Raw genomic sequence first — 19,192 nt, forward strand, 5'->3', positions numbered from 1 at the left:
AGGAGCACGTCCGCCATGAGCACACCCCTGACCCTCGCCGTCTCGGTCGACCAGGTCCATGCCCGCTCCGGGGAGTTCACCGTCGTCGACGTCCGCACGCCGGGCGAGTACGCCCGCGGTCACCTGCCGGGCCCGACCGACATCCCGCCCGACCGGATCGCGGACTCCCCGCCCGAGCCGCGGAAGGCCGCCGAACCCGCCGAGGGCTCCGGCGGGGCGCTGCTGCTGGTCCGCGCCTCCGGAGCCCGGTCACGGAACGCGGCCCGCCGTTGCGCGGCACCGGGCGCACCCCACGCCCCGGTCAGTCCGACGAGGGGTCCCGGCTCAGTGTGAGCGCGGTGTTCACCAGGCCGACGTGGCTGAACGCCTGCGGGAAGTTGCCCAGTTGGCGGCCGGCGACGGGGTCGTACTCCTCCGCGAGGAGACCCACGTCGTTGCGCACGGAGAGCAGCATCTCGAAGAGTTGCCGCGCCTCCTTGCCCCGGCCGGTCATGTGCAGGGCGTCGGCCAGCCAGAACGAGCAGGCCAGGAAGGCCCCTTCGTCACCGGGCAGGCCGTCCACGGAGGGGCCTTCGGTGCTGTAGCGGCGGACCAGGCCGCTGCGGCCGAGTTCCTCGCGGACGGCGTCGACGGTACCGATCACGCGCGGGTCGTCGGGAGGCAGGAATCCCACGCGGGGGATCAGCAGCGTCGCGGCGTCCAGTTCGCGCGAACCGTAGTACTGGGTGAAGGTGTTGCGCTCCGGGTCGAAGGCCTTCTCGCACACGTCCGCGTGCACGTCGTCCCTTATGGCCCGCCAGCGTTCCAGGTCGCCCGGCATCGACGGATCCGCCTCCAGCGTGCGCACGGCACGGTCGGCGGCCACCCAGGCCATCACCTTGGAGTGCGTGAAGTGACGGCGCGGACCGCGCACTTCCCACAGCCCCTCGTCCGGGCGGCGCCAGTTGCGTTCCAGGAAGTCGAGCAGCGCGAGTTGGATCTGCCAGGCGTGCGCCTCCTTGGCCAGCCCGGTGGAGCGGGCCAGGTACAGGGAGTCGATGACCTCGCCGTACACGTCGAGCTGGAGCTGGTCGACGGCCGCGTTGCCGACGCGGACGGGGGCGGAATCCGCGTACCCGCGCAGCCACGGCAGGTCGAACTCCGGGATCCGCCGCTCGCCCGCGATCCCGTACATGATCTGCAGGTCGGCGGGGTCACCGGCGACCGCCCGCAGCAGCCACCTCCGCCACTCCCGGGCCTCTTCCTTGAAACCGGTCGCGATGAGGGAGCCGAGGGTGAGGGTGGAGTCCCGCAGCCAGCAGTAGCGGTAGTCCCAGTTGCGGACGCCGCCGAGTTCCTCGGGCAGGGAGGTGGTGGCGGCGGCGACGATCCCGCCCGTGGGGGCGTACGTGAGGGCCTTGAGGGTGATCAGCGAGCGGGTCACGGCCTCCTTGTAGGGGCCCTCGTAGGTGCACTGGGAGGCCCACTGCGCCCAGTCGACGAGCGCGTGTTCCAGCGCCTGGTACGGGTCGACCTGCTCGGGGCGCGGCTCGTGCGACGGGTGCCAGGTCAGGACGAAGGCGACCTTCTCCCCGGCGGAGACGGTGAACTCCGAAAGGGTGGTGTTCTGCTCGCCCCAGGTCCGCACGGGCGGTTCGCTGCGGAACCAGACGGAGTCGGGACCGGCGACGGCGACCCGGTCGCCCGCGGAGCGTCGGACCCACGGGACGACGTGGCCGTAGTCGAAGCGCAGGCGCAGGGTGCTGCGCACGGTGACCTCACCGGACAGGCATTCGACGATCCGCATCACGTCCGGCGCGGTGTCGCGCTGCGGCATGAAGTCGATGACCTTGATCGTGCCGTCCTCGGTCTCCCAGAGGGACTCCAGGACCAACGAACCGTCGATGTACGCCCGGCGCGTGCACCGCTCCCCGTCGGCGGCGCCCTCCGGGGCGATGCGCCAGTGGCCGTTGTCCTTCTCGCCGAGGAGGGCGGCGAAGCAGGCGGCCGAGTCGAAGCGCGGCAGGCACAGCCAGTCGATGGACCCGTCTCGGCCGACCAGCCCACTGGTCATCAGGTCGCCGATGAGTGCGTAGTCTTCGATGGGTTGTGTCATTTGTGCGCTCTTCCCCCGAATACCCGGGGCCAATCAGACAGGCCCCGGGACACCCTCTTGCGCGCGGGTTTTCGGTGGGTTTCGCCGCGGGCGGGCGGCTGTGGCTAGCCGCGCACCAGCAACAACACCGCGCCGAGCACCACGCCGAGGGCGAGGGCGAGCGCGCCGTGGGCCGCGCGGTTCTCGCGCAGGACGGGGACGAAGCGGTCGGCCGCGTACCGTCCGGGGCCGGTCAGGGCGAGGGCGGCGGCGCCGACGGTCAGGAGCAGTTCGTACTCGATGCCTTCCGGGGCGAAGAAGGAACCGACGCCGTGCACGGCGAGCGCGTTGATCATGGTGCCGACGAGGGCCGCGCCGGCGAGCGGGGTGAGCAGGCCCGCGGCGAGGCCGAGGCCTCCGAGGGTCTCGGTGAGCCCGGCCACGACGGCCATGGCGTCACCCGCCGGGTAGCCGCTCGCCGTGAAGAACCGGCCGGTGCCGCTGATGCCGCCCCCGCCGAACCAGCCGAACAGTTTCTGGCCGCCGTGGGCGGCCATGGTGAGGCCGAGGACGACGCGCAGGAGCAGCAGACCGGCGTCCAGGCCGGTGGTGGTGAGGGGGCGGGGGGCGGCCGGTGCGGCGGCCGGAGCCTTCGTCGTGGTGGCGGAGGCGCTGGTCATGGGGGTTCCTTCCGGTCGAGCCGGCCCGAGTGAGTAGTTCAAATTCGAACCGGCGATCCCGACCCTAGCCATTGATTCAAATTGGAACAACCCGCTGTATCCTGTGACCATGGCCGAGACGAGATGGTTGGACGACCGCGAGATGCGGGCCTGGGACGGTTTCCTTGCCGCCTCCGCCCTGGTGAACCGGCGCCTCGACCAGCAGCTGAAGGACGACTCCGGACTCTCGCACCCCCAGTACGAGATCCTCGTGCGACTGGCGGCGGCGCCCGATCGCGAGCTGCGCATGACCGAGCTGGCCAACGGGCTGATCAACTCCAAGAGCGGGCTGACCTACCAGGTCACCCAGATGGAGAAGGCCGGACTGGTCCGCCGCCGCAGCTGCCCCTCCGACGTGCGCGGGGTCTTCGCCGTCCTCACCGAGGCGGGCAGCGCCCGGTTGGACGCGGCGGCGCCGGGTCATGTGGCCGCCGTCCGGGAGGCACTCATCGACGTGCTCACGCCCGACCAGCTCGACGCCCTCGCCGCAGGTCTCGGCGAGGTCACCCGCCGACTGCGGGAACAGGGCGCCTGAGGCAAGACCGCCGGCGCCCGAGGTACCACCGTCCGAGAAGCCCCGAGGTACGACCGTCCGAGAAGCAGCGCGCGACAGGCGGCCCACCCGGAAACAGACCGCCCGGGGGTTCCCGCCCGCACGGGGTATAGGAGTGGCATGGACGGAAAAGTCTGGCTCACCATCGCCGTGATCGTCGCCGTCGGGTTGGCGGCCCTGGCCGCCGTACTGCTCGTGCGGGTGTTCAAGGCGCGGAAGCTGCTGGTCGACGCGGGGATCCCGCTGCGCGACAAGGCCCTGTTCTGGGTGGCCGTGGCCTACACGATCTCGCCCGTGGACCTGATCCCGGACCCCGTGTACCTCGACGACATCGGGGTGCTCTTGCTGGCCCTGCGCTCCCTGCAGGCGGCGGCGACCGCGGCCCGGGGCGCCGGCAGGGCGCCGGACCGCGCCCTGCCCTGAGCCGACCTCCCCCGCACCACCTCCTCGGTGGACCGCCACCACCCCGTCCCCCGCACCGCGGCGTGTTCCTCCCGCCGGCCCCCGTCGGCCCCCTCGACTCCCGCCCGCCGACTCCCGCCCGCGCCGCAGCACCCCCTGCCGCCCCAGGCGCCACCCGCGCACCGGGCCAATGAAACGATGGCCCCACCCAGGCGCGCCGGTCCGAACGCCCCGCGCCCCGGGGCCGAGAGTCGGGCCCGGCAGGACAGGAAGCGGCATCCATGAAACCTCTCGGCCCCGGCGACCCGATCCGACTCGGCCCCTACCGCGTCATCGGCGTCCTCGGCGAAGGTGGCATGGGCAAGGTCTACTTCGGCCGCGACCACACCGGTGCCATGGCCGCCGTGAAGGTGCTGCTGCCCGAACTGACGCATGACCAGAACCTCGTCCAGCGCTTCCTGCGCGAGGCGCACACCGCGCGGGCGGTCACCGGCACCGGGGTCGCCCGGGTCCTCGGCGCCGAGAGCGAGGGCAACCGCCCCTGGATCGCGACCGAGTTCCTCTCCGGTCCCACCCTGGACGAGGCGGTACGCGCGTACGGCCCGTTCGACACCGCCGGGGTGCGCGCGCTGGCGGCCTCGCTGGCCGACACCCTCCGCGACATCCACGCGGCGGGCTTGGTCCACCGCGACCTGAAGCCCGCCAACATCGTGCTCACCTCGACCGGGCCGCGGGTCATCGACTTCGGCATCGCCCGACCCGAGCACGGACTGACCCTCACCACCACGGGCCAGGTGCCCGTCACTCCCGGATACGGCGCCCCCGAGCAGGTCCTGGGGCAGCGCGTGGGCCCCGCGGCGGACGTCTTCTCGCTGGGCGCGGTCCTCGTGTACGCCGCCACCGGCCAACGCGCCTTCGACGGGACGCACGTGGCCGCCGTGCAGTACGAGGTGGTCCACGGGGAAGCCCGCCTGTCCACCGTGCCCGAGGAACTGCGCGCGCTCATCACCCCCTGCCTCACCAAGGACCCGGCGCCGCGCCCCACGCCCGAGCAGATCGCCGGGGCCTTCGCGCCGCCGCGCGGGGCGGACCGGTCCTGGCGCAAGGGGCCGCTCGCCGCCGACATCGCCCGCCGCCGGGCGGAGGCGGAACGCCAGGCCGCACCGGAAGGGGCCACGCTCACCGTCGGGCCCTCGCGGCGGCGGTTCCTGCGCACCTCCCTCGGCGCGGGCGGGCTGCTGGCCGTGTCGGGCGGCGGCGCCGGCATCTGGTGGTCGATGCGCGTGGAGACCCCGAAGGGTCCGCCTCGGAACGGAATCGCCCATCAGGCGGCTCTGTTGGACCGCCCCGCGAAGACCCCGGGCCACGCGCCCAAGCCGCTGTGGGGCCCCCTGTCCGCGGCGGCGGCGCCGGTGGACGGTGTGCCGACCACACTGCTGCCACTGGTCGACGTGGTGATGTTCGCGGGTAAGGACGGCGGTCTGGTGGCCCACCTCGCCACGACCGGCGAGGAGAAGTGGCGACTGCCCGACCTCTCCGCGGCGGCCGGCGTCCTGGCCATGACGGAGCGCCTGTTCCTCGCGGTGGACGCGGGCGGCACGCTGCGCGTCCACAACGCCTCCACCAGCGCGTTGGAGTGGTCGCTCCCCGCGGCCGAGGCCGCCCGCCTCCTCGCGTTCGACGGCGAGGCCGTGTACGTGGTGACCAAGGACAACCGGCTGCGGGCGATCAACACCGGTCTCCAGACCGTCCGCTGGACCGTGCCGATCCCGACCCTCGCCCTGCTCGGGTCCGGCCCCAAGGCCGCGGCCACCGGCAACAAGCTCGTCCTGACCGGCGCCAACGGGAACGCGTGGGCCTTCGAGTGCTTCCGGGGAAGCGCCATCTGGGAAGCCAAGGGCCGGGCCGGCTCCGCCGTCGAACCACTCGTCGTCACCTACAAGCACCAGACGACCAAGACGGAGTCCGTCTACCTGGGCGGACTCACCCTGTCGGTCCGCGAACTCACCAGCGGCCTGGAGACGTGGTCCGACGCCGCGGCCGCGGCGCCCGTCGAGGACGCCGGCGGCTGGGGGCCGCCGGTGAGCGACGGCGACACCCTGTTCGGCGTGAAGGACGACACCCTGGTCAAGCTCGGCTCCGACCGGATGCTGGTCCTCGGGTACGGCGCGGTCGGACCCGGTCCGCTGCCGCACGTCCGCCCCGTGGTCCAGGGGCGGACCGTGTGGGTGGTCCTGGCGGAGGGGAAGGGCGTCGCCGCGCACTCGACCACCGACGGCGCCCGCTTGTGGACCTGGTCCACCGACTCGCACGGGCCGTGGGCGATGTCCGGCGCCGAGAACCGCGTCTTCCTCGTCAACGACGGGAAGATCACGGCCATGCCCTCCGTCGGATGACCCCGCAGGCCCGACGCCCCGCCCCACCCGGCTCCCCCGCCCCCTCGCCCACCGCTTAGGCTCGGTGGGCCATCAGCCGAACCCGGGGGACCTCGCCCATGGAACGCCTACGTCAGGACGACCCTTCACGCATCGGGCCGTACGTGATCCTGGCGCGGCTGGACGCCGAGTCCGCGGAACGCGGCGTGCCCGAACGCCGGTTCCTCGCCCGCACCACCGACGGCCACCGGACCGTCCTCCTGCGTCTGCCGCGGGTCGGCGCCGACCCGTCCCGGTGGGCGATCGAGGCCGAGGGCGCACGACGGCTCGACGTGCCGCGCCTGCTCCCCGCCACGGAAGTCGACGGCACAGCCGGATTCCCCTGGTCCACCACCCCCTACACGCCCGTGCTGCCCCTCCCGGCCGCGCTCGCCGCGTACGGCGGGCCGCTCCCCGAGGACCTCGTGCGCCGATTGGGCGCCGACCTCGCCGAGGGCCTGGCGGACCTGCACGACCGGGGGTTCGCCCACGCCGGGCTGTCTCCGGCGGCCGTCCTGCTCACGGCGGGCGGACCGCTGTTGGCGTGCTTCGGCGCCGTACGGGCCGCCGCCCCCGACGGGACGCGCCGCTCCGGACTGCCCGGCCTCGACCCGGGCTGTCTGGCCCTGGAGCAGGCTTCCGGCGGGCGGCCCACGCCGCTGGGGGACGTCTTCGCGCTCGGCGCGGTACTGGCCTACGCCTCGACGGGCCACACCGTGCCCGAGCAGAGCGAACTGCCGTCGGGGCTGAGGCTGTTGATCGGAAGTTGCCTCGCGTCGGCACCCGCCGACCGGCCGCGGTCGGCGCGCGAGGTGCTGCACCGGCTCACCGGGCACGCGGCCGACGCCTCTCCCGGCGGTCCGGCGCCGGCCGCCGCCGGACCGCTCGCGTTGCCGGGCCGGGTCGTCGCCGCGCTCGCCGCCCAGTCCGCCGCGCTCCTCGCGGCCGAACTGCCGGCCACCACCGAGTCCACCCCTCCCCCGCCGTTCCCGCCGGCCGCCCAGAAGGTGCACTGACCCCGATGCCCGCCGCCCCGGCCGACCGTTCCCCCCTCATGCCCCTCACCCACGACGATCCTGCGCACCTCGGCGACCATCGGCTGCTCGCCCGGCTCGGCAGCGGCGGCATGGGCACCGTCTACCTGGCCCGTTCACCGCGCGGCCGGACGGTCGCGTTGAAGACCGTGCACGCCCGGATCGCCGCCGACACGGCCTTCCGTACCCGCTTCCGACTGGAGGCGGACGCGGCCCGGGTCATGGGCGGCAGGTACGGCGCGGGCGTCTTCGCGGCCGACGCGCTGGCGACGACGCCCTGGCTGGCCACCGAGTACGTCATCGGCCCGCAGCTCGACGAGGCCGTCCGGCTCGGCGGACCGCTGTCCGAGGCGAGCGTCCGGAACCTGGGCGCGGACCTCGCCCGGGGCCTCGGCCAGTTGCACCGCTCCGACGTGGTGCACCGGGACCTCAAGCCGTCCAACGTGATGCTCACGGCCGAGGGGCCCAAGGTCATCGACTTCGGCATCGCGCGGGCCCTCGGGGACGAGCGGCTGACGCGCGTCGGCGCGGCGACCGGCACCCCCGCGTTCATGTCCCCGGAGCAGGCGGGCGGACTCGACCACACGCCGGCGGGTGACGTGTTTCGCGCTGGCGGGCGTACTGGTCTTCGCGGCGGCCGGCCACGGCCCGTTCGGCGGCGGTCAGGCCGCGGACCTGCTGTACCGGGTGCGCTACGCGGAACCGGACCTCGACGGCGTCCCGGAGGGGCTGCTGCCGCTGCTCGCCCGCTGCCTGGACAAGGACCCCGCGCGGCGGCCCACGACGGCCGAGCTGGCCCGGTGGCTCGCCCCCGAGGGCGGCGTCTTCGCCGACGGGCTCGCGCCCGCCGTGCTGGCCGACATCGCCCGGCGGGGCGCGGCGGTCTGGGAGGAACCGCCGGCCCGACTCCCGGCACCCGCCTCGAACGCCGCGGCGGAGCCGCCGGCCGCGGCGCCGGACGGCGTGTCCCGCCGCGGCCTGCTCGTGTGGGGCGGTGGCGCGGCCGGCGCGGCGGCCCTCGCCGGCGGCGGGCTGTGGGCCTGGCTCGCGCAGGGCGGCGGCGAGTCGGAGACCGCGGAGCCTCCGTTGCCCGGGGGGCCTTCGGCGCTGTGGGCGAAGGAGGGCCTGAACGACAGCCACCGCGCGGCGCCGACCCGGATGGGGGACGTTCTCGTGCTCCCCGGCAAATCGGCCGTCTCCGGTATCAATCTGAAGACGGGCAGGTACGACTGGTCCGCGGAGGTCGAGGACGACACGCGGGGCGTGGTCGACGGCAAGGCGGCCTACGTCCTGCGCATGACGACGGCCGCCGACAAGGCCCTCGCCCTCGTCGCCGTCCCGGAGCCGTTCGAGAACAAGAAGCCGCCCGTCCTGACGCTTCCCGCGTTCGACGGCGGCGAGGTGAGGAACCAACTGCTGGGCGTACGGGGCGACCTGGCGCTCTTCCACGCGAAGGCCCGGTCGGGCGACGGGTGGTTCCTGGTCGCCGCGAGCCTGGCGTCCGGCAAGGAACTGTGGCGGGTGCCGGCGCCGGCGCCCGCCGGGACGAACGACAGGGTCTACCTCGTCGCCGACACGACGAAGCACGGGCTGCTGGTGTGCGGCAAGGCGCAGGCCATGGACGGCCTGACGCTGTCCATGCACGATCCGGCCACCGGCAAGGCGCGTTGGCACAAGACCGTGATCGTCCCGGGCGCGCCGCCCTCCCGGTTCACCGCGGACGACGAGCACGTCTACTTCGGCGCCGACGCCCTCCAGGCGCTGCGGCTGTCCGACGGGGGTGTGGCGTGGTCCTTCGGCGCGGACCGCGACCTGGGGAACAACGCCCAGGGGCAGCGCCGTTACGGAATCCCCGCGGTCCGCGACGGGATCGTCTACGCCACGGAGGGCGGTCGCGGGCTCGTCGGCGTGGACGCGCGCACCGGCGCCGGGAGGTGGACGGAGAAGACCCGGAAGGACACCCTCACCCGGGGGGAGACCGCCCCGGTGGTGAGTTCCGCGTACGCGTACGACATCGACACGATCGGACTGCGGGCCGTCGAGCTGAGCACGGGACGTCCCGCCTGGCGGTTCACGTGCATGGCCTTGAGCATCCACGCGGACCCGGACGGCTCTCTGCTCTACGCCCAGGAGGAGCACAAGGTGTTCGCCCTGCCGCTGTCCTGAGCCCTACCGGTCCCGGCCCCTGTCCCGGTGCCGGTGCTGGTCCCGGTCCCGTCGTCGGTGCCTCGCAGGTGGACCCGGACGGCGAAAACCGCCGTGCGGCCCCGGAGTCCGGAGCCGCACGGCGTGCGCTCGTCCCTCGCGCGCACCCTCGCGCGCGTCGGTGCTACTTGGGCATCAGGACGGTGTCGACGATGTAGACGGTTGCGTTGGCGGTGGGGACGTTGCCGCAGACCACGTTGGAGGTTCCGTTGACCTTGTAGGCCTCGCCGGAGCCGGCCGTGGTGATCTTGCCCTTCTCCAGGGTGTCGAAGGAGCCCGAGTCGAGCTGCTTGGGCGCGAGCTTCTGGCCCACGACGTGGTAGGTGAGGATCTTGGTGAGCATGGCCTTGTCGGCGAGGACCTTGTCCAGGTCGGCCTTCGGGATCTTCGCGAAGGCGTCGTTGGTGGGCGCGAAGACGGTGATGTCCTTCGCGTTGTTGAGGGTGTCGACCAGTCCGGCCTGCTTGACGGCCGCGACCAGCGTGGACAGGGCGGGGTTGTTGGAGGCGGCGGTGGCGACCGGGTCCTTGGCCATCCCGTCGAAGCTGCCCGCGCCCTCCTTCGGCACACCCGCACACGCCGGACCGAACGGTGCGTCCATCGCCATGGCGGGCGTGGAGGCGGCGTCCGTGCCGGGGGTGGCCTGCTCGGAGGCGGCGCTGCCGGAGCTCGACTTCTCACCGGAGTCCGAGCAGGCGGCCAGCGCGAAGGGAAGGACCGATGCGGCGGCGACGGCGACGGCGGTACGGCGGAAACGAAGAGCCATCATGACGGTTGTTCTCCTTGGGATCATCCGGGGGTACTTCAGGGGGAATCAGGCATGGGGGTGGTACGGAAGGAGCGGTGGGGGGTGGCGGCAGCGCCGCCGGGTGGGTCAGGCGGCGACCACGACCGTGGGCCGGCGGCTCGCGCGGCCGGTGGGGGGTCTGCGGTCGGAGCCGGGAGCACCCGTGGGTGCCGCGCCCGGCCGGTCGGGGGAACCCGGCGCCGCCGAGGCCCGCGCGGAACGCCCCGTCGCCGACGGGAGACCCCGCGGGGCCGCCACCGTCCGGACGGAACCTCCGGACGGCAGAACTGTCGGCGCCGCCTGGGCGTCGCGCTCGATGGTGCTGCCGTTGTCGCTCACACCCCGTCTTCGGCGCCGGGGCGCGGGTGGATTGGTCGTTCCTCCTCTCGGATGACAATCGATCATCAGGTTGACGTCCTGCGAGAATCCGCGGATGGACTCGACCTCGTACGAAGCACCCCTGAAGCTCCTTCCCGTCACCGAGGAACTGCGTCCCGTGGTGGAGCGGTTGGCGCAGTTGTACCGGCACGACATGTCGGAGTTCCTCGACTTCCTGCCGGGCCCCGACGGCAGCTTCGCCTTCCGTCCGCTGCCCCTCTTCTTCAGCGAACCGGGGCGCACGGTCCAGTTGATCACTCACGGCTCGACCCCGGCGGGCTTCGCCCTGACCCGGCCGACGGAGGACGGGGCGACGTCGATCTCCGCGTTCTTCGTCGTACGGGCGCTGCGCAGGAGGGGCCTGGGCCGACGGGCGGCATTGGAGCTGCTGCGGTCCCGGCCGGGGCGTTGGGCGATTGCCTTCCAGGAGGTCAACGCGGGCGCCGCCCGGTTCTGGCGCGGCATCGCCGACGAGGCGGTGGGGCGGGAGGCCTGGCGCGAGGAACGGCGTCCCGTGCGGGTTCCGGGGCCGCCGGCGGGGGTGCCCGACGATCACTGGATCTTCCTGGACACGGGCGCGGAACGCCTGGCCCCGTAGTCGTACCGCGCGCGAGCCGCAGCGTCGACGTCCACGACCCGGTGACCGGGGGAACCGGCGAGGACGGGGCCGAGGGGCCCCGCCCGAGGTCCGGTCGCCGTGGACCGGTACCGACAGGGGCGCCACGCGGTGCCCACGCCGGGGGCCGTCGGGCCGGGGTGACCGTAGGGTGGTGGAAGGACTGCCCCGGTGGACGTGAGGCGAGGAGATTCCGGTGCGTGACGCAGACTTCTTCCGACGCTGGATGGACGCCGTCGCGGCCGTCGTCGAACGGGAGGCGGATCGACTGACCGAGCTCGACTCCCCCATCGGGGACGCCGACCACGGGAGCAACCTCCTGCGGGGATTCGTCGCCGTACGGACGGCCCTCGAAGCCGAGAACCCCGAGACGCCCGGCGCGGTGCTGCAACTCGCCGGCCGGACCCTGATCTCCACGGTGGGCGGGGCGTCCGGACCGCTGTACGGAACGCTGCTGCGCCGTACCGGCAAGGAACTGGGCGACGCCGCCGAGGTGTCCGACGAGGACCTGCGCAAGGCCCTGTACGCCGGGGTGGGCGCGGTCGCGCAACTCGGCGGGGCGGCGCCGGGCGACAAGACGATGCTGGACGCGCTGGTACCGGGGGTGGCGGCGCTCGCCACCTCGTACCGCGCGGCCGGGGAGGCCGCGGAGAACGGGGCCCTGGCGACGGTGCCGCTCCAGGCTCGCAAGGGCAGGGCCAGCTACCTGGGCGAGCGCAGCATCGGGCACCAGGATCCGGGGGCCACTTCGTCCGCACTGCTGCTGGGGGCCCTGGCCGAGGTCGAGGAGGCGCGCGGATGAGCGCCGAGCCGCTGGTCGGGATCGTCCTGGTGTCACACAGCAAGGAGGTCGCGGAGTCGGTGGCCGTACTGGCCACCGGCCTTGCCGCGGGCGGCGCGACGGCCCTGGTCGCCACGGCGGGCGGCGGCCCCGACGGCGGCCTGGGCACCACCCCGGATCTGATCGTGACGGCCGCCCGGACCGTGGACCGGGGGGCCGGCGTCGCGATCCTGGTGGACCTCGGCAGCTCGGTGCTCTCGGTCAAGTCACTGCTGCTGGACGAGGAACTGCCCGAGGGCAGCCGACTGGTCGACGCGCCGTTCCTGGAAGGGGCGGTGGCGGCCGTGGTGACCGCCTCCGCCGGAGCCCCCCTGGACGCGGTGGCGACCGCGGCCGAGGAGGCGTACGCGTACCGGAAGGTCTGAGTCCCCGGGCATGCTCCGACGGTGACGGTCTAGCGACCGCGCAGGGTTTCGATCTCGCGGCGCTCCCGCTTGGTCGGACGCCCCGCGCCCCGGTCGCGGATGCCGACCACGGCCGCCTCGACGGGCGTGGGCGGCGGCGGGCTGTTGTCGGTGAGGCACTCGGCGGCCACCGGGGCACCGACCCGCTTCGCGACCGTCCGCCGCACCACGACGATCCGCTCGCGTCCCGCGTGGAAGAGACGCACCTCGTCGCCCACCCGTACGGGCTGCGCCGGCTTGGCGCGTTCCCCGTTGACCTTCACATGGCCCGCCCGGCAGGCGGTCGCCGCCGTCGAGCGGGTCTTCGTCAGGCGCACGGCCCAGATCCACGCGTCGACCCGAACTGTTCCCGATCCCTCTTCAGCCATGCCCCGACTTTATCGAGCGGCCCGGGGAAACTCGGAACGACTTTTGGCGGAAACACCAAGCACCATGGCATCTGCCATGTAGTTCGCCCCAACGGAATTGCAAATGCGGGACAAGTGCCCCTACCTTGTCGCCCATGCAGTCCTACACCATCGGACAGGCCGCGCGCCTGCTGGGCGTCAGCCCGGACACGGCGCGTCGCTGGGCCGACGCCGGCCGGGTCGCGACCCATCGCGACGAGGGCGGTCGCCGGTTGATCGACGGCCGCGCCCTGGCCGCCTTCTCCGTCGAGGTGGGCCAGGGGGCCCACACCGAGGACGAGGAGCCCTACACCTCCGCGCGCAACGCCTTCCCGGGCATCGTCACGGCCGTCAAGCTCGGCGACGTGGCCGCCCAGGTCGAGATCCAGGCGGGTCCCCACCGTCTGGTCTCCCTGCTCACCCGTGAGGCCGTCGAGGAGCTCGGACTGGAGGTCGGCATGCAGGCCACCGCCCGCGTGAAGTCCACCAGTGTGCACATCGACCGCACCTGATCCCTCCCTCGTGGCGGGTCACGCAGTCCCCGACCGACCCGCCGCCGATCAGCGGTCCCCGCACCACCGCTCAGCACCACCGAACGTCCCCACCCGCTCCGCCCGTCACCGGCGCGGGTCACCACCACGCGGTCCCGGCACCAGGCCGGCCGCAGACCCGACCGAGGAGCTCCTGCTCATGTCCCCGACGCTGAACCGCCGTCGTACCGTCGCCGCAGCCCTGACCACCGCCCTTCTCGTGCCCGTACTCGCCGCCTGTGGCAGCGGTGACGACAAGAAGGACGAGTCGGCCTCCTCCCCGAGCGCCGCCCCCTCCTCCGCCGCCCCCAAGGCCGCGAACCTGACCGTCCTCGCCGCGTCCTCCCTCACCGACGTCTTCAAGAACGCCGGCGCCGCCTACGAGAAGGCGCACCCGGGCACGAAGGTCACGTTCTCCTTCGCCGGCTCGCAGGAACTCGCCGCCCAGGTCAAGCAGGGCGCCCCGGCCGACGCGCTGGTCACCGCGGACACCAAGACGATGGACGGCCTCAAGGCCGAGACCAACAGCCCGACCGTCATCGCCAAGAACCGCCTGGTCATCGCGAGCGCCAAGGGCAACCCGTTCAAGATCGACGAGCTGAAGGACCTCGCCGACACCAAGATCAAGGTCGTGCTCGCCGCGCCCGAGGTCCCGGTCGGCCGCTACAGCAAGCAGATCCTCGACGCCCAGAAGGTCGAGGTGAAGCCGGTCTCCCAGGAGCCCAACGTCCGCGCCGTGCTGGGCAAGGTGGAGCTGGGCGAGGCCGACGCCGGTCTCGTGTACAAGACCGACACCCTCAAGTCCGGTGACAAGGTCGCCGTCGTCGACATCCCGGACGGCCAGAACGCCGTGGCCTCCTACCCGGCCGCCTCGCTCAAGGGCTCCAAGAACGCCGACGCCGCCGCCGCGTTCGTCGCCTGGCTGAGCACCCCGGAAGCGCAGAAGATCCTCCAGGACGCGGGCTTCCAGAAGCCGTAACGGGCCCCGCGCCCGCATGCCGAGAGGGGTTGCCTGGTCCGGGGGGACAGGCGGCCCCTCTCGTCGTGTCCCGTCCGCGTGTCGTCCGATCCTGCCGCGCCGTCGGCCCCCGCCGCCGTACGCTTCCCACCCGGCGAAACCCCCAGCCAGGAACCCCACATGACCAGAGTCCGTACCCGCGTCAGGCCGCCCGTGGCCCTGGCGCTCCCCGCCCTGCTCGCCGTCGCGTTCCTACTGCTGCCCCTCGTCGGCATCCTGACCCGTACCCAATGGGGCGAGCTGACCGCCCATCTGACCAGCCCCGACGTGGTCCAGGCGCTCGAACTCTCACTCGTCGTGTCCTTCTGGGCCCTCGGGCTCTCACTCGTCCTCGGGGTGCCGCTGGCCTGGCTGTTGGCCCGGGTCGAGTTCAAGGGGAAGGTGTTCGTCCGGTCGCTCGTCCTGCTGCCCATGGTGCTGCCGCCGACCGTCGGCGGCGTGGCCCTGCTGCTGGGCTTCGGCCGGCGCGGCCTCCTCGGACCCTGGCTGGAGAGCACGTTCGGCATCACACTGCCCTTCCACACCTCCGGGGCCGTCGTCGCCGCCACCTTCGTCGCGATGCCCTTCCTCGTCATCAGTCTGGAAGGGGCGCTCGGCGGACTGAAGCAGAGCTACGAGGAGACCGCGTCCTCCCTCGGCGCCTCGCCGGTCCGGGTGTTCTTCACCGTGACCCTGCCCATGGTGACCCCCGGCCTGGTCGCCGGAGCGGCGCTCACCTGGGCCCGCGCGCTCGGCGAGTTCGGCGCGACGATCACCTTCGCCGGGAACCTGCCCGGCGAGACCCAGACCCTGCCGCTCCAGGTCTACCTGCTGCTCCAGGACAGCCCCGAGGCGGCCACGTCCGTGTCGCTCCTGCTGCTGGCCATCGCCATGGGCGTACTGATCGCCCTGCGCGGGCGGTGGACGGGAACCCCCGTCGCCCGCAAGGACGCCGAGGCCCCCGCGGCGCCCGAGGACACCTCCGCGGCCCGCGTTCCGCAGGCGCCGGCCGCCGCCGCGCACGACGACGGCCGCTGGGCGTTGCACGCCGAGGTGACCGGCTTCAACCGGCTGACCCTCGACGCCGAACCCGGCACCACCATCGCCGTCGTCGGCGAGAACGGCGCCGGGAAGACCACCCTCCTGCGCGCGCTCCTCGGACTGACGCCCCGCGCCCACGCCCGACTCACCCTCGGCGACACCGACGTCACCGCCCTGCCCCCGCACAAGCGACACGTCGCCTGGGTCCCCCAGGACGGCGCCCTCTTCCCGCACCTCACCGCACTCTCCAACACCGCCTACGGACTCCGCGCCCAGGGCACGCCCCGCGCCCGCGCCCGTACGGAGGCACGGCAGTGGCTCGACCGCCTCGGCGTCGGACACCTGGCCCACCGCAAGCCCGCCCAGCTCTCCGGCGGCCAGGCCCAACGCGTGGCCCTCGCCCGCGCCCTCGCCACCCGACCCCGGCTCCTGCTCCTCGACGAGCCCCTCGCCGCCCTCGACCAGACCACCCGGGCCCGCGTCCGCCACACCCTGCGCACCCATCTCACCGGCTTCGGCGGCGTCTGCCTCATCGTCACCCACGACCCCGTCGAGGCCGTGTCGCTGGCCGACCGGGTCCTCGTGCTCTCCGACGGCCGCACCCTCCAGGACGCCCCGCCCGCGGAGGTCACCCGCCACCCCCGCAGCCCCTGGGTCGCCCGCATGCTCGGCCGCAACGCCTGGCCCGGCACCACCACCGCCCACGGGCTGACCCTCACCGGAGGCGGCCGGCTCGTGGTGCCGGAGGCACAGCCCGAGGGGACGTCGGCGCTCGCGATCATCGCCCCGGAGGCCGTGTCGCTGCACCGGGACCGCCCGAGCGGAAGCGCGCGCAACGTCTGGCCGGGCACCGTACGGGAGATCACCGCGACCGGCAGCCGGCTGCGCGTGCTGGTCGCCTCGGTCGAAGTCCCCGACCTGGTCGCGGAGATCACCCCGGAGGCGGCCGCCGAACTGGGCATCGTCGACGGGGCCCCCGTCTGGTGCAGCGTGAAGGCAACCGAGATCACGCTGGTGTCGCTCTGAGCGGTGCCCGCGTCAGGACGCCGTCGCCGAGCCGGGCAGGACCGAGAGCCACTCCCCGGCCGCGAAGGCGTCGACCCCGATCAGGGTCCGGCCGGCGCGCCCGACGGTGACGGCCGGCACCCCCTCGGTGCGATCGGCCGTGAAGCGGGGGGCGTCGAGCGTGAACAGGGCGGCGCGCTTCCCGGTGGCGCGCCGGAACTCGGCGAGTCGTCGGGTCAGCAGGGCGGCCTCGTTCCGGTCGACGGTGCCCGGCGCGTACCGCTGCACGACGGCCACCGCGCCCGTACCCGACTCCCGTGCGGCGGCCGTGAGGGCGTCGGCGAGGACCCGCATCCGGTCCAGCCCGCCGCCCGCGTCGAGCGTGCGGCGACGACCGTCGAGCGGCACGAAGCGTACGCCCCGGTGGGTGAAGCCCGGGCGTCCGTCCACCCCGGCCAGGACGAAGTCCGCGCCGGCCCCCGGTGCCCGGCCGTCCGCCGAGACCGCGAACCGCCAGGGCCGCGCGCGCACCCCGGCGGGCGTCGACACGACCGGGTCCGGGGGGAGGATGACCGTCGGGGCGGCCCCGGTCGGCGGGGTCTCGGCGGTCAGGGTGTCCAGCAGCAGCCGGGACGGGCCGCCGCCCCCCTCGGAGGCGGACAGGCCGGTGAGGCGCAGCGGCGGCTCTGCGGTCGCCGGCAGCGGAAGGGTGATCCGGCGCCAGCCGGACCAGTCCGCCGCCGGCCCGCGCAGGGTGAGCCCGGCCCCGTCCCCGTCGACCAGGTGCACCGCCGGCCGTGCTCCGGACCCGTCTGCGCCGACCCAGAGGGAGACCGAACGGGCCTGCTCCGGCAGGGGGATCGGGCGCGGGGCGACGGCCGTGGCGGTCGGGGCCGAGGCGGGGAGGGTGAGGGCGATCCCGGTGCCCGGCCGGCCCTCGCCGGGTGCGGCGGTCGCACCCGCGCCCTTCCAGCGGCCGGCGTCCTCCAGGTCGGCGAGGGGCAACGCGTCCAGCCCCGCCCCGAGGGCCAGTTCGGCGGTGGCGCCGGTGGCCGGGACGGTGAGGCGCAGCCGCCCGGTGGCCGGCGCGACCAGGGCCCGGACCGTGAAGCCGCCCCGCCCGTCGGGGGCGACCCGCCAGCGGGAGCGGTCGTACCGCAAGACGGTGTCCCGGGGTTCGACGGCGGTCGCGCGGCCCTGGGCGTCGTACCCGGTCAGGTCGAAGCCGGCGCTCTCCGTCGGGTCGGCGAGCCCGATCCGGTCCCGGGTCGGGCGGATCCGGGTCGGCGGCCCGAGCACCTCCAGCGCCAACGAGCCTTCGGCCGGGCCCCGTTCGACCTGGCGGTCGCCGGGTCGGGCCGTGCGGGCCCTTACGGTGACGGGTCCCGGCCGGAAGCCGCGCAGCACCCCGTCGGGGCCGATCCGGGCCGCGCCCTCGGCCGACCAGGAGGGTGTGCCGGGGGCCGGGCCGAGCGCGGCGTCGTGGCCGGTGGCGGTCAGGGTGCGGCTCAGTCCGGGAAAGAGACGGGTGGCGCCGCCGGCGGCCTCGACCCGGTAGCCGATGAGCTGCCCGGAACCCATCGGGGCGGTGAGCACGAGGCCGTTGGGGACCGGGCGGGGCTTCCCGTCCGACGGGGTGTTCTCCAAGGTGGGGGCGGTCTCCCCGGAGAGGCCCGCGAGGAGCGTCGAGGAGCCGCCGCCGTCCAGGTTGAGCGCCTCGTGGGACCCGAGTCGGTGCATCATGCGGCCGAGCCCGGTCAGGGTGAGCCCGCCGCTGGCCCGCATGCGGCCGTCCACGGTGACCAGGCGCAGCGACCGGCCGTCCCGCGAGAGGCCGACCGCCGTGCGCGGGGCGGCGGTGTTGTTGGGTTCGCCGTCGTGGTTCCGCGGGACCCCGGCCACGACGAGGGCCTCCCGCCCGCCGACGGCCGCCAGGGGCACCGGCCCCGACTCCGGCAGCGGCGCGGCGGTGACGCTCACGCGGTCCCCGACGCGCAGGGCGGCGAGTTCGGCCGCCGCCGCCCCGGCCGCGACGAGCAGGGTGGTGCCGGGGGCCGGGCGGTCGCGCCGCGCGGGACGGCGCAGGACCGGTACCGGGGCCGCGACGGCGACCCGGCCGTCGCGCAGTTCCACCGCCGGGCCGGTGTCCGGGAGGACGGAGCCGGGCCAGTCGGCGGTGTACGCGGCGAAGCCCTCGGTCGGCGGCAGGGCGGCGTTGTACCCGGCCGGGGTGCGCACCGCGCCGCCGGGCAGGGTGATGCTCCCGGTGAGACCGAGGCGAAGGACGCGCCCGCTGCCGTCGGGGGCGAAGCCGACGGCAGCGCCGCCGGGGCCGGGCGAGGCGGAGTGCAGCAGCCGGCCGCCCCGTACCCCGGGGCCGAGGGGGGCGCCGGTTCCCCGGATGTCGAAGAAGTCCCCGTTGACGGCTCCGACGACGCGGCGCCCCGGCCCGGCCGGGTGGCGGGCGACGGCCTCGGCGACCGTCTCGGCCCCGCGTCCGCCCAGGTACTCGGCCCGTACCCCGCCGGCGGCGGCGAGGTCGACGACGAGTTCGTCGACGCGCAGCCAACGGTCGCTCTCCAGTCGGTCGTACGACTCCAGCCGCACGCCGGGGGCGACCGGGCGGGAGGTGCGGGCGGTCTCGATGCCGTCGTCGACCTCCGCGGCGAGCGCGGCCGGTGGCCCGGCGAGCAGGGCGCCGCAGAGCAGCGGGGCGAGCAGGGCCGGGAGGGGCGGCCGGAGGATCGACACCGGGGAAGGATGTCGCGGGTGGGCCCGTCCCCGGGAGCGCGACCCGGGCCGGGAG

At 74.4% G+C, this 19,192-nt stretch carries 17 protein-coding genes and 1 pseudogene; 13 read left to right on the top strand and 5 right to left on the bottom strand.

Annotation, left to right across the window (positions count from 1 at the left end; all coding sequences use genetic code 11):
• The first annotated feature begins 15 nt into the window (after positions 1-15).
• Positions 16-333, top strand: coding sequence for a rhodanese-like domain-containing protein (locus tag ACQEVM_RS21535; protein WP_433081465.1), 318 nt, complete (start codon positions 16-18; stop codon positions 331-333).
• On the opposite strand, the gene ACQEVM_RS21540 is transcribed toward ACQEVM_RS21535, so the two are convergent.
• Positions 302-2,095 (bottom strand): glycoside hydrolase family 15 protein, encoded by a 1,794-nt coding sequence (locus tag ACQEVM_RS21540; RefSeq protein WP_433081467.1) that lies wholly within the window; start codon positions 2,093-2,095, stop codon positions 302-304. The genes ACQEVM_RS21535 and ACQEVM_RS21540 overlap by 32 nt on opposite strands.
• 104 nt (positions 2,096-2,199) lie before the next feature.
• Positions 2,200-2,754: a DoxX family protein gene (locus ACQEVM_RS21545; protein WP_433081469.1), complete on the bottom strand. Its 555-nt coding sequence runs from the start codon at positions 2,752-2,754 to the stop codon at positions 2,200-2,202.
• A 109-nt stretch (positions 2,755-2,863) separates the two neighbouring features.
• On the opposite strand from ACQEVM_RS21545, the gene ACQEVM_RS21550 reads away from it, so the two are divergent.
• The 6 genes and pseudogenes from ACQEVM_RS21550 to ACQEVM_RS21575 all read left to right on the top strand — a co-directional run bounded on the left by ACQEVM_RS21550 (position 2,864) and on the right by ACQEVM_RS21575 (position 9,362).
• Positions 2,864-3,328 carry a MarR family winged helix-turn-helix transcriptional regulator gene (locus ACQEVM_RS21550; protein WP_433081471.1) on the top strand — a complete coding sequence of 155 codons (465 nt, stop codon included), beginning with the start codon at positions 2,864-2,866 and terminating at the stop codon, positions 3,326-3,328.
• A gap of 138 nt (positions 3,329-3,466) precedes the next feature.
• Positions 3,467-3,769 (top strand): YkvA family protein, encoded by a 303-nt coding sequence (locus ACQEVM_RS21555; protein ID WP_433081473.1) that lies wholly within the window; start codon positions 3,467-3,469, stop codon positions 3,767-3,769.
• A gap of 260 nt (positions 3,770-4,029) precedes the next feature.
• Positions 4,030-6,144, top strand: a complete 2,115-nt coding sequence (locus tag ACQEVM_RS21560) for a protein kinase domain-containing protein (RefSeq protein WP_433081475.1) — start codon at positions 4,030-4,032, stop codon at positions 6,142-6,144.
• Between the two features lie 98 nt (positions 6,145-6,242).
• On the top strand, positions 6,243-7,178 hold the full coding sequence (locus ACQEVM_RS21565) for a serine/threonine protein kinase (RefSeq protein WP_433081477.1): 936 nt from the start codon (positions 6,243-6,245) through the stop codon (positions 7,176-7,178).
• Positions 7,179-7,288: 110 nt separating this feature from the next.
• Positions 7,289-7,750 (top strand): annotated as a pseudogene (locus ACQEVM_RS21570) (serine/threonine-protein kinase); the annotation flags it as partial.
• A 40-nt stretch (positions 7,751-7,790) separates the two neighbouring features.
• A complete protein-coding gene (locus ACQEVM_RS21575) occupies positions 7,791-9,362 on the top strand; it encodes a PQQ-binding-like beta-propeller repeat protein (protein WP_433081479.1) in 1,572 nt (523 codons plus the stop codon).
• Between the two features lie 163 nt (positions 9,363-9,525).
• Here ACQEVM_RS21575 and ACQEVM_RS21580 read toward each other — a convergent pair whose 3' ends face one another.
• The gene (locus ACQEVM_RS21580; RefSeq protein WP_433081481.1) at positions 9,526-10,170 is read right to left on the bottom strand and encodes a fasciclin domain-containing protein; all 645 of its coding nucleotides are present in this window, start codon (positions 10,168-10,170) and stop codon (positions 9,526-9,528) included.
• A 451-nt stretch (positions 10,171-10,621) separates the two neighbouring features.
• Between ACQEVM_RS21580 and ACQEVM_RS21585 the strand changes: the two genes are divergently transcribed.
• The 3 genes from ACQEVM_RS21585 (at position 10,622) to ACQEVM_RS21595 (ending at position 12,388) form a co-directional block, all read left to right on the top strand.
• Positions 10,622-11,164: a GNAT family N-acetyltransferase gene (locus tag ACQEVM_RS21585; RefSeq protein WP_433081483.1), complete on the top strand. Its 543-nt coding sequence runs from the start codon at positions 10,622-10,624 to the stop codon at positions 11,162-11,164.
• 244 nt (positions 11,165-11,408) lie between these two features.
• Positions 11,409-11,984: a dihydroxyacetone kinase subunit DhaL gene (dhaL, locus tag ACQEVM_RS21590; protein ID WP_433085296.1), complete on the top strand. Its 576-nt coding sequence runs from the start codon at positions 11,409-11,411 to the stop codon at positions 11,982-11,984.
• On the top strand, positions 11,981-12,388 hold the full coding sequence (locus ACQEVM_RS21595; RefSeq protein ID WP_433081485.1) for a PTS-dependent dihydroxyacetone kinase phosphotransferase subunit DhaM: 408 nt from the start codon (positions 11,981-11,983) through the stop codon (positions 12,386-12,388). The genes dhaL and ACQEVM_RS21595 overlap by 4 nt, the downstream gene beginning before the upstream one ends.
• 29 nt (positions 12,389-12,417) lie before the next feature.
• Here ACQEVM_RS21595 and ACQEVM_RS21600 read toward each other — a convergent pair whose 3' ends face one another.
• Complete coding sequence (locus tag ACQEVM_RS21600; protein ID WP_053681862.1) at positions 12,418-12,795, bottom strand: RNA-binding S4 domain-containing protein; 378 nt, start codon at positions 12,793-12,795, stop codon at positions 12,418-12,420.
• A gap of 134 nt (positions 12,796-12,929) precedes the next feature.
• Between ACQEVM_RS21600 and ACQEVM_RS21605 the strand changes: the two genes are divergently transcribed.
• The 3 genes from ACQEVM_RS21605 to ACQEVM_RS21615 all read left to right on the top strand — a co-directional run bounded on the left by ACQEVM_RS21605 (position 12,930) and on the right by ACQEVM_RS21615 (position 16,407).
• Positions 12,930-13,325: a TOBE domain-containing protein gene (locus ACQEVM_RS21605; protein WP_267796956.1), complete on the top strand. Its 396-nt coding sequence runs from the start codon at positions 12,930-12,932 to the stop codon at positions 13,323-13,325.
• Between the two features lie 178 nt (positions 13,326-13,503).
• Positions 13,504-14,322: a molybdate ABC transporter substrate-binding protein gene (gene modA / locus ACQEVM_RS21610; RefSeq protein WP_433081488.1), complete on the top strand. Its 819-nt coding sequence runs from the start codon at positions 13,504-13,506 to the stop codon at positions 14,320-14,322.
• A 159-nt stretch (positions 14,323-14,481) separates the two neighbouring features.
• A complete protein-coding gene (locus ACQEVM_RS21615; protein WP_433081490.1) occupies positions 14,482-16,407 on the top strand; it encodes an ABC transporter permease in 1,926 nt (641 codons plus the stop codon).
• Between the two features lie 12 nt (positions 16,408-16,419).
• Here ACQEVM_RS21615 and ACQEVM_RS21620 read toward each other — a convergent pair whose 3' ends face one another.
• Positions 16,420-19,137, bottom strand: coding sequence for a phosphodiester glycosidase family protein (locus ACQEVM_RS21620; RefSeq protein ID WP_433081492.1), 2,718 nt, complete (start codon positions 19,135-19,137; stop codon positions 16,420-16,422).
• Between the last annotated feature and the right edge of the window lie 55 nt (positions 19,138-19,192).

The organism is Streptomyces sp. CA-243310, from assembly GCF_050936775.1.
Taxonomy (GTDB): Bacteria; Actinomycetota; Actinomycetes; order Streptomycetales; family Streptomycetaceae; genus Streptomyces.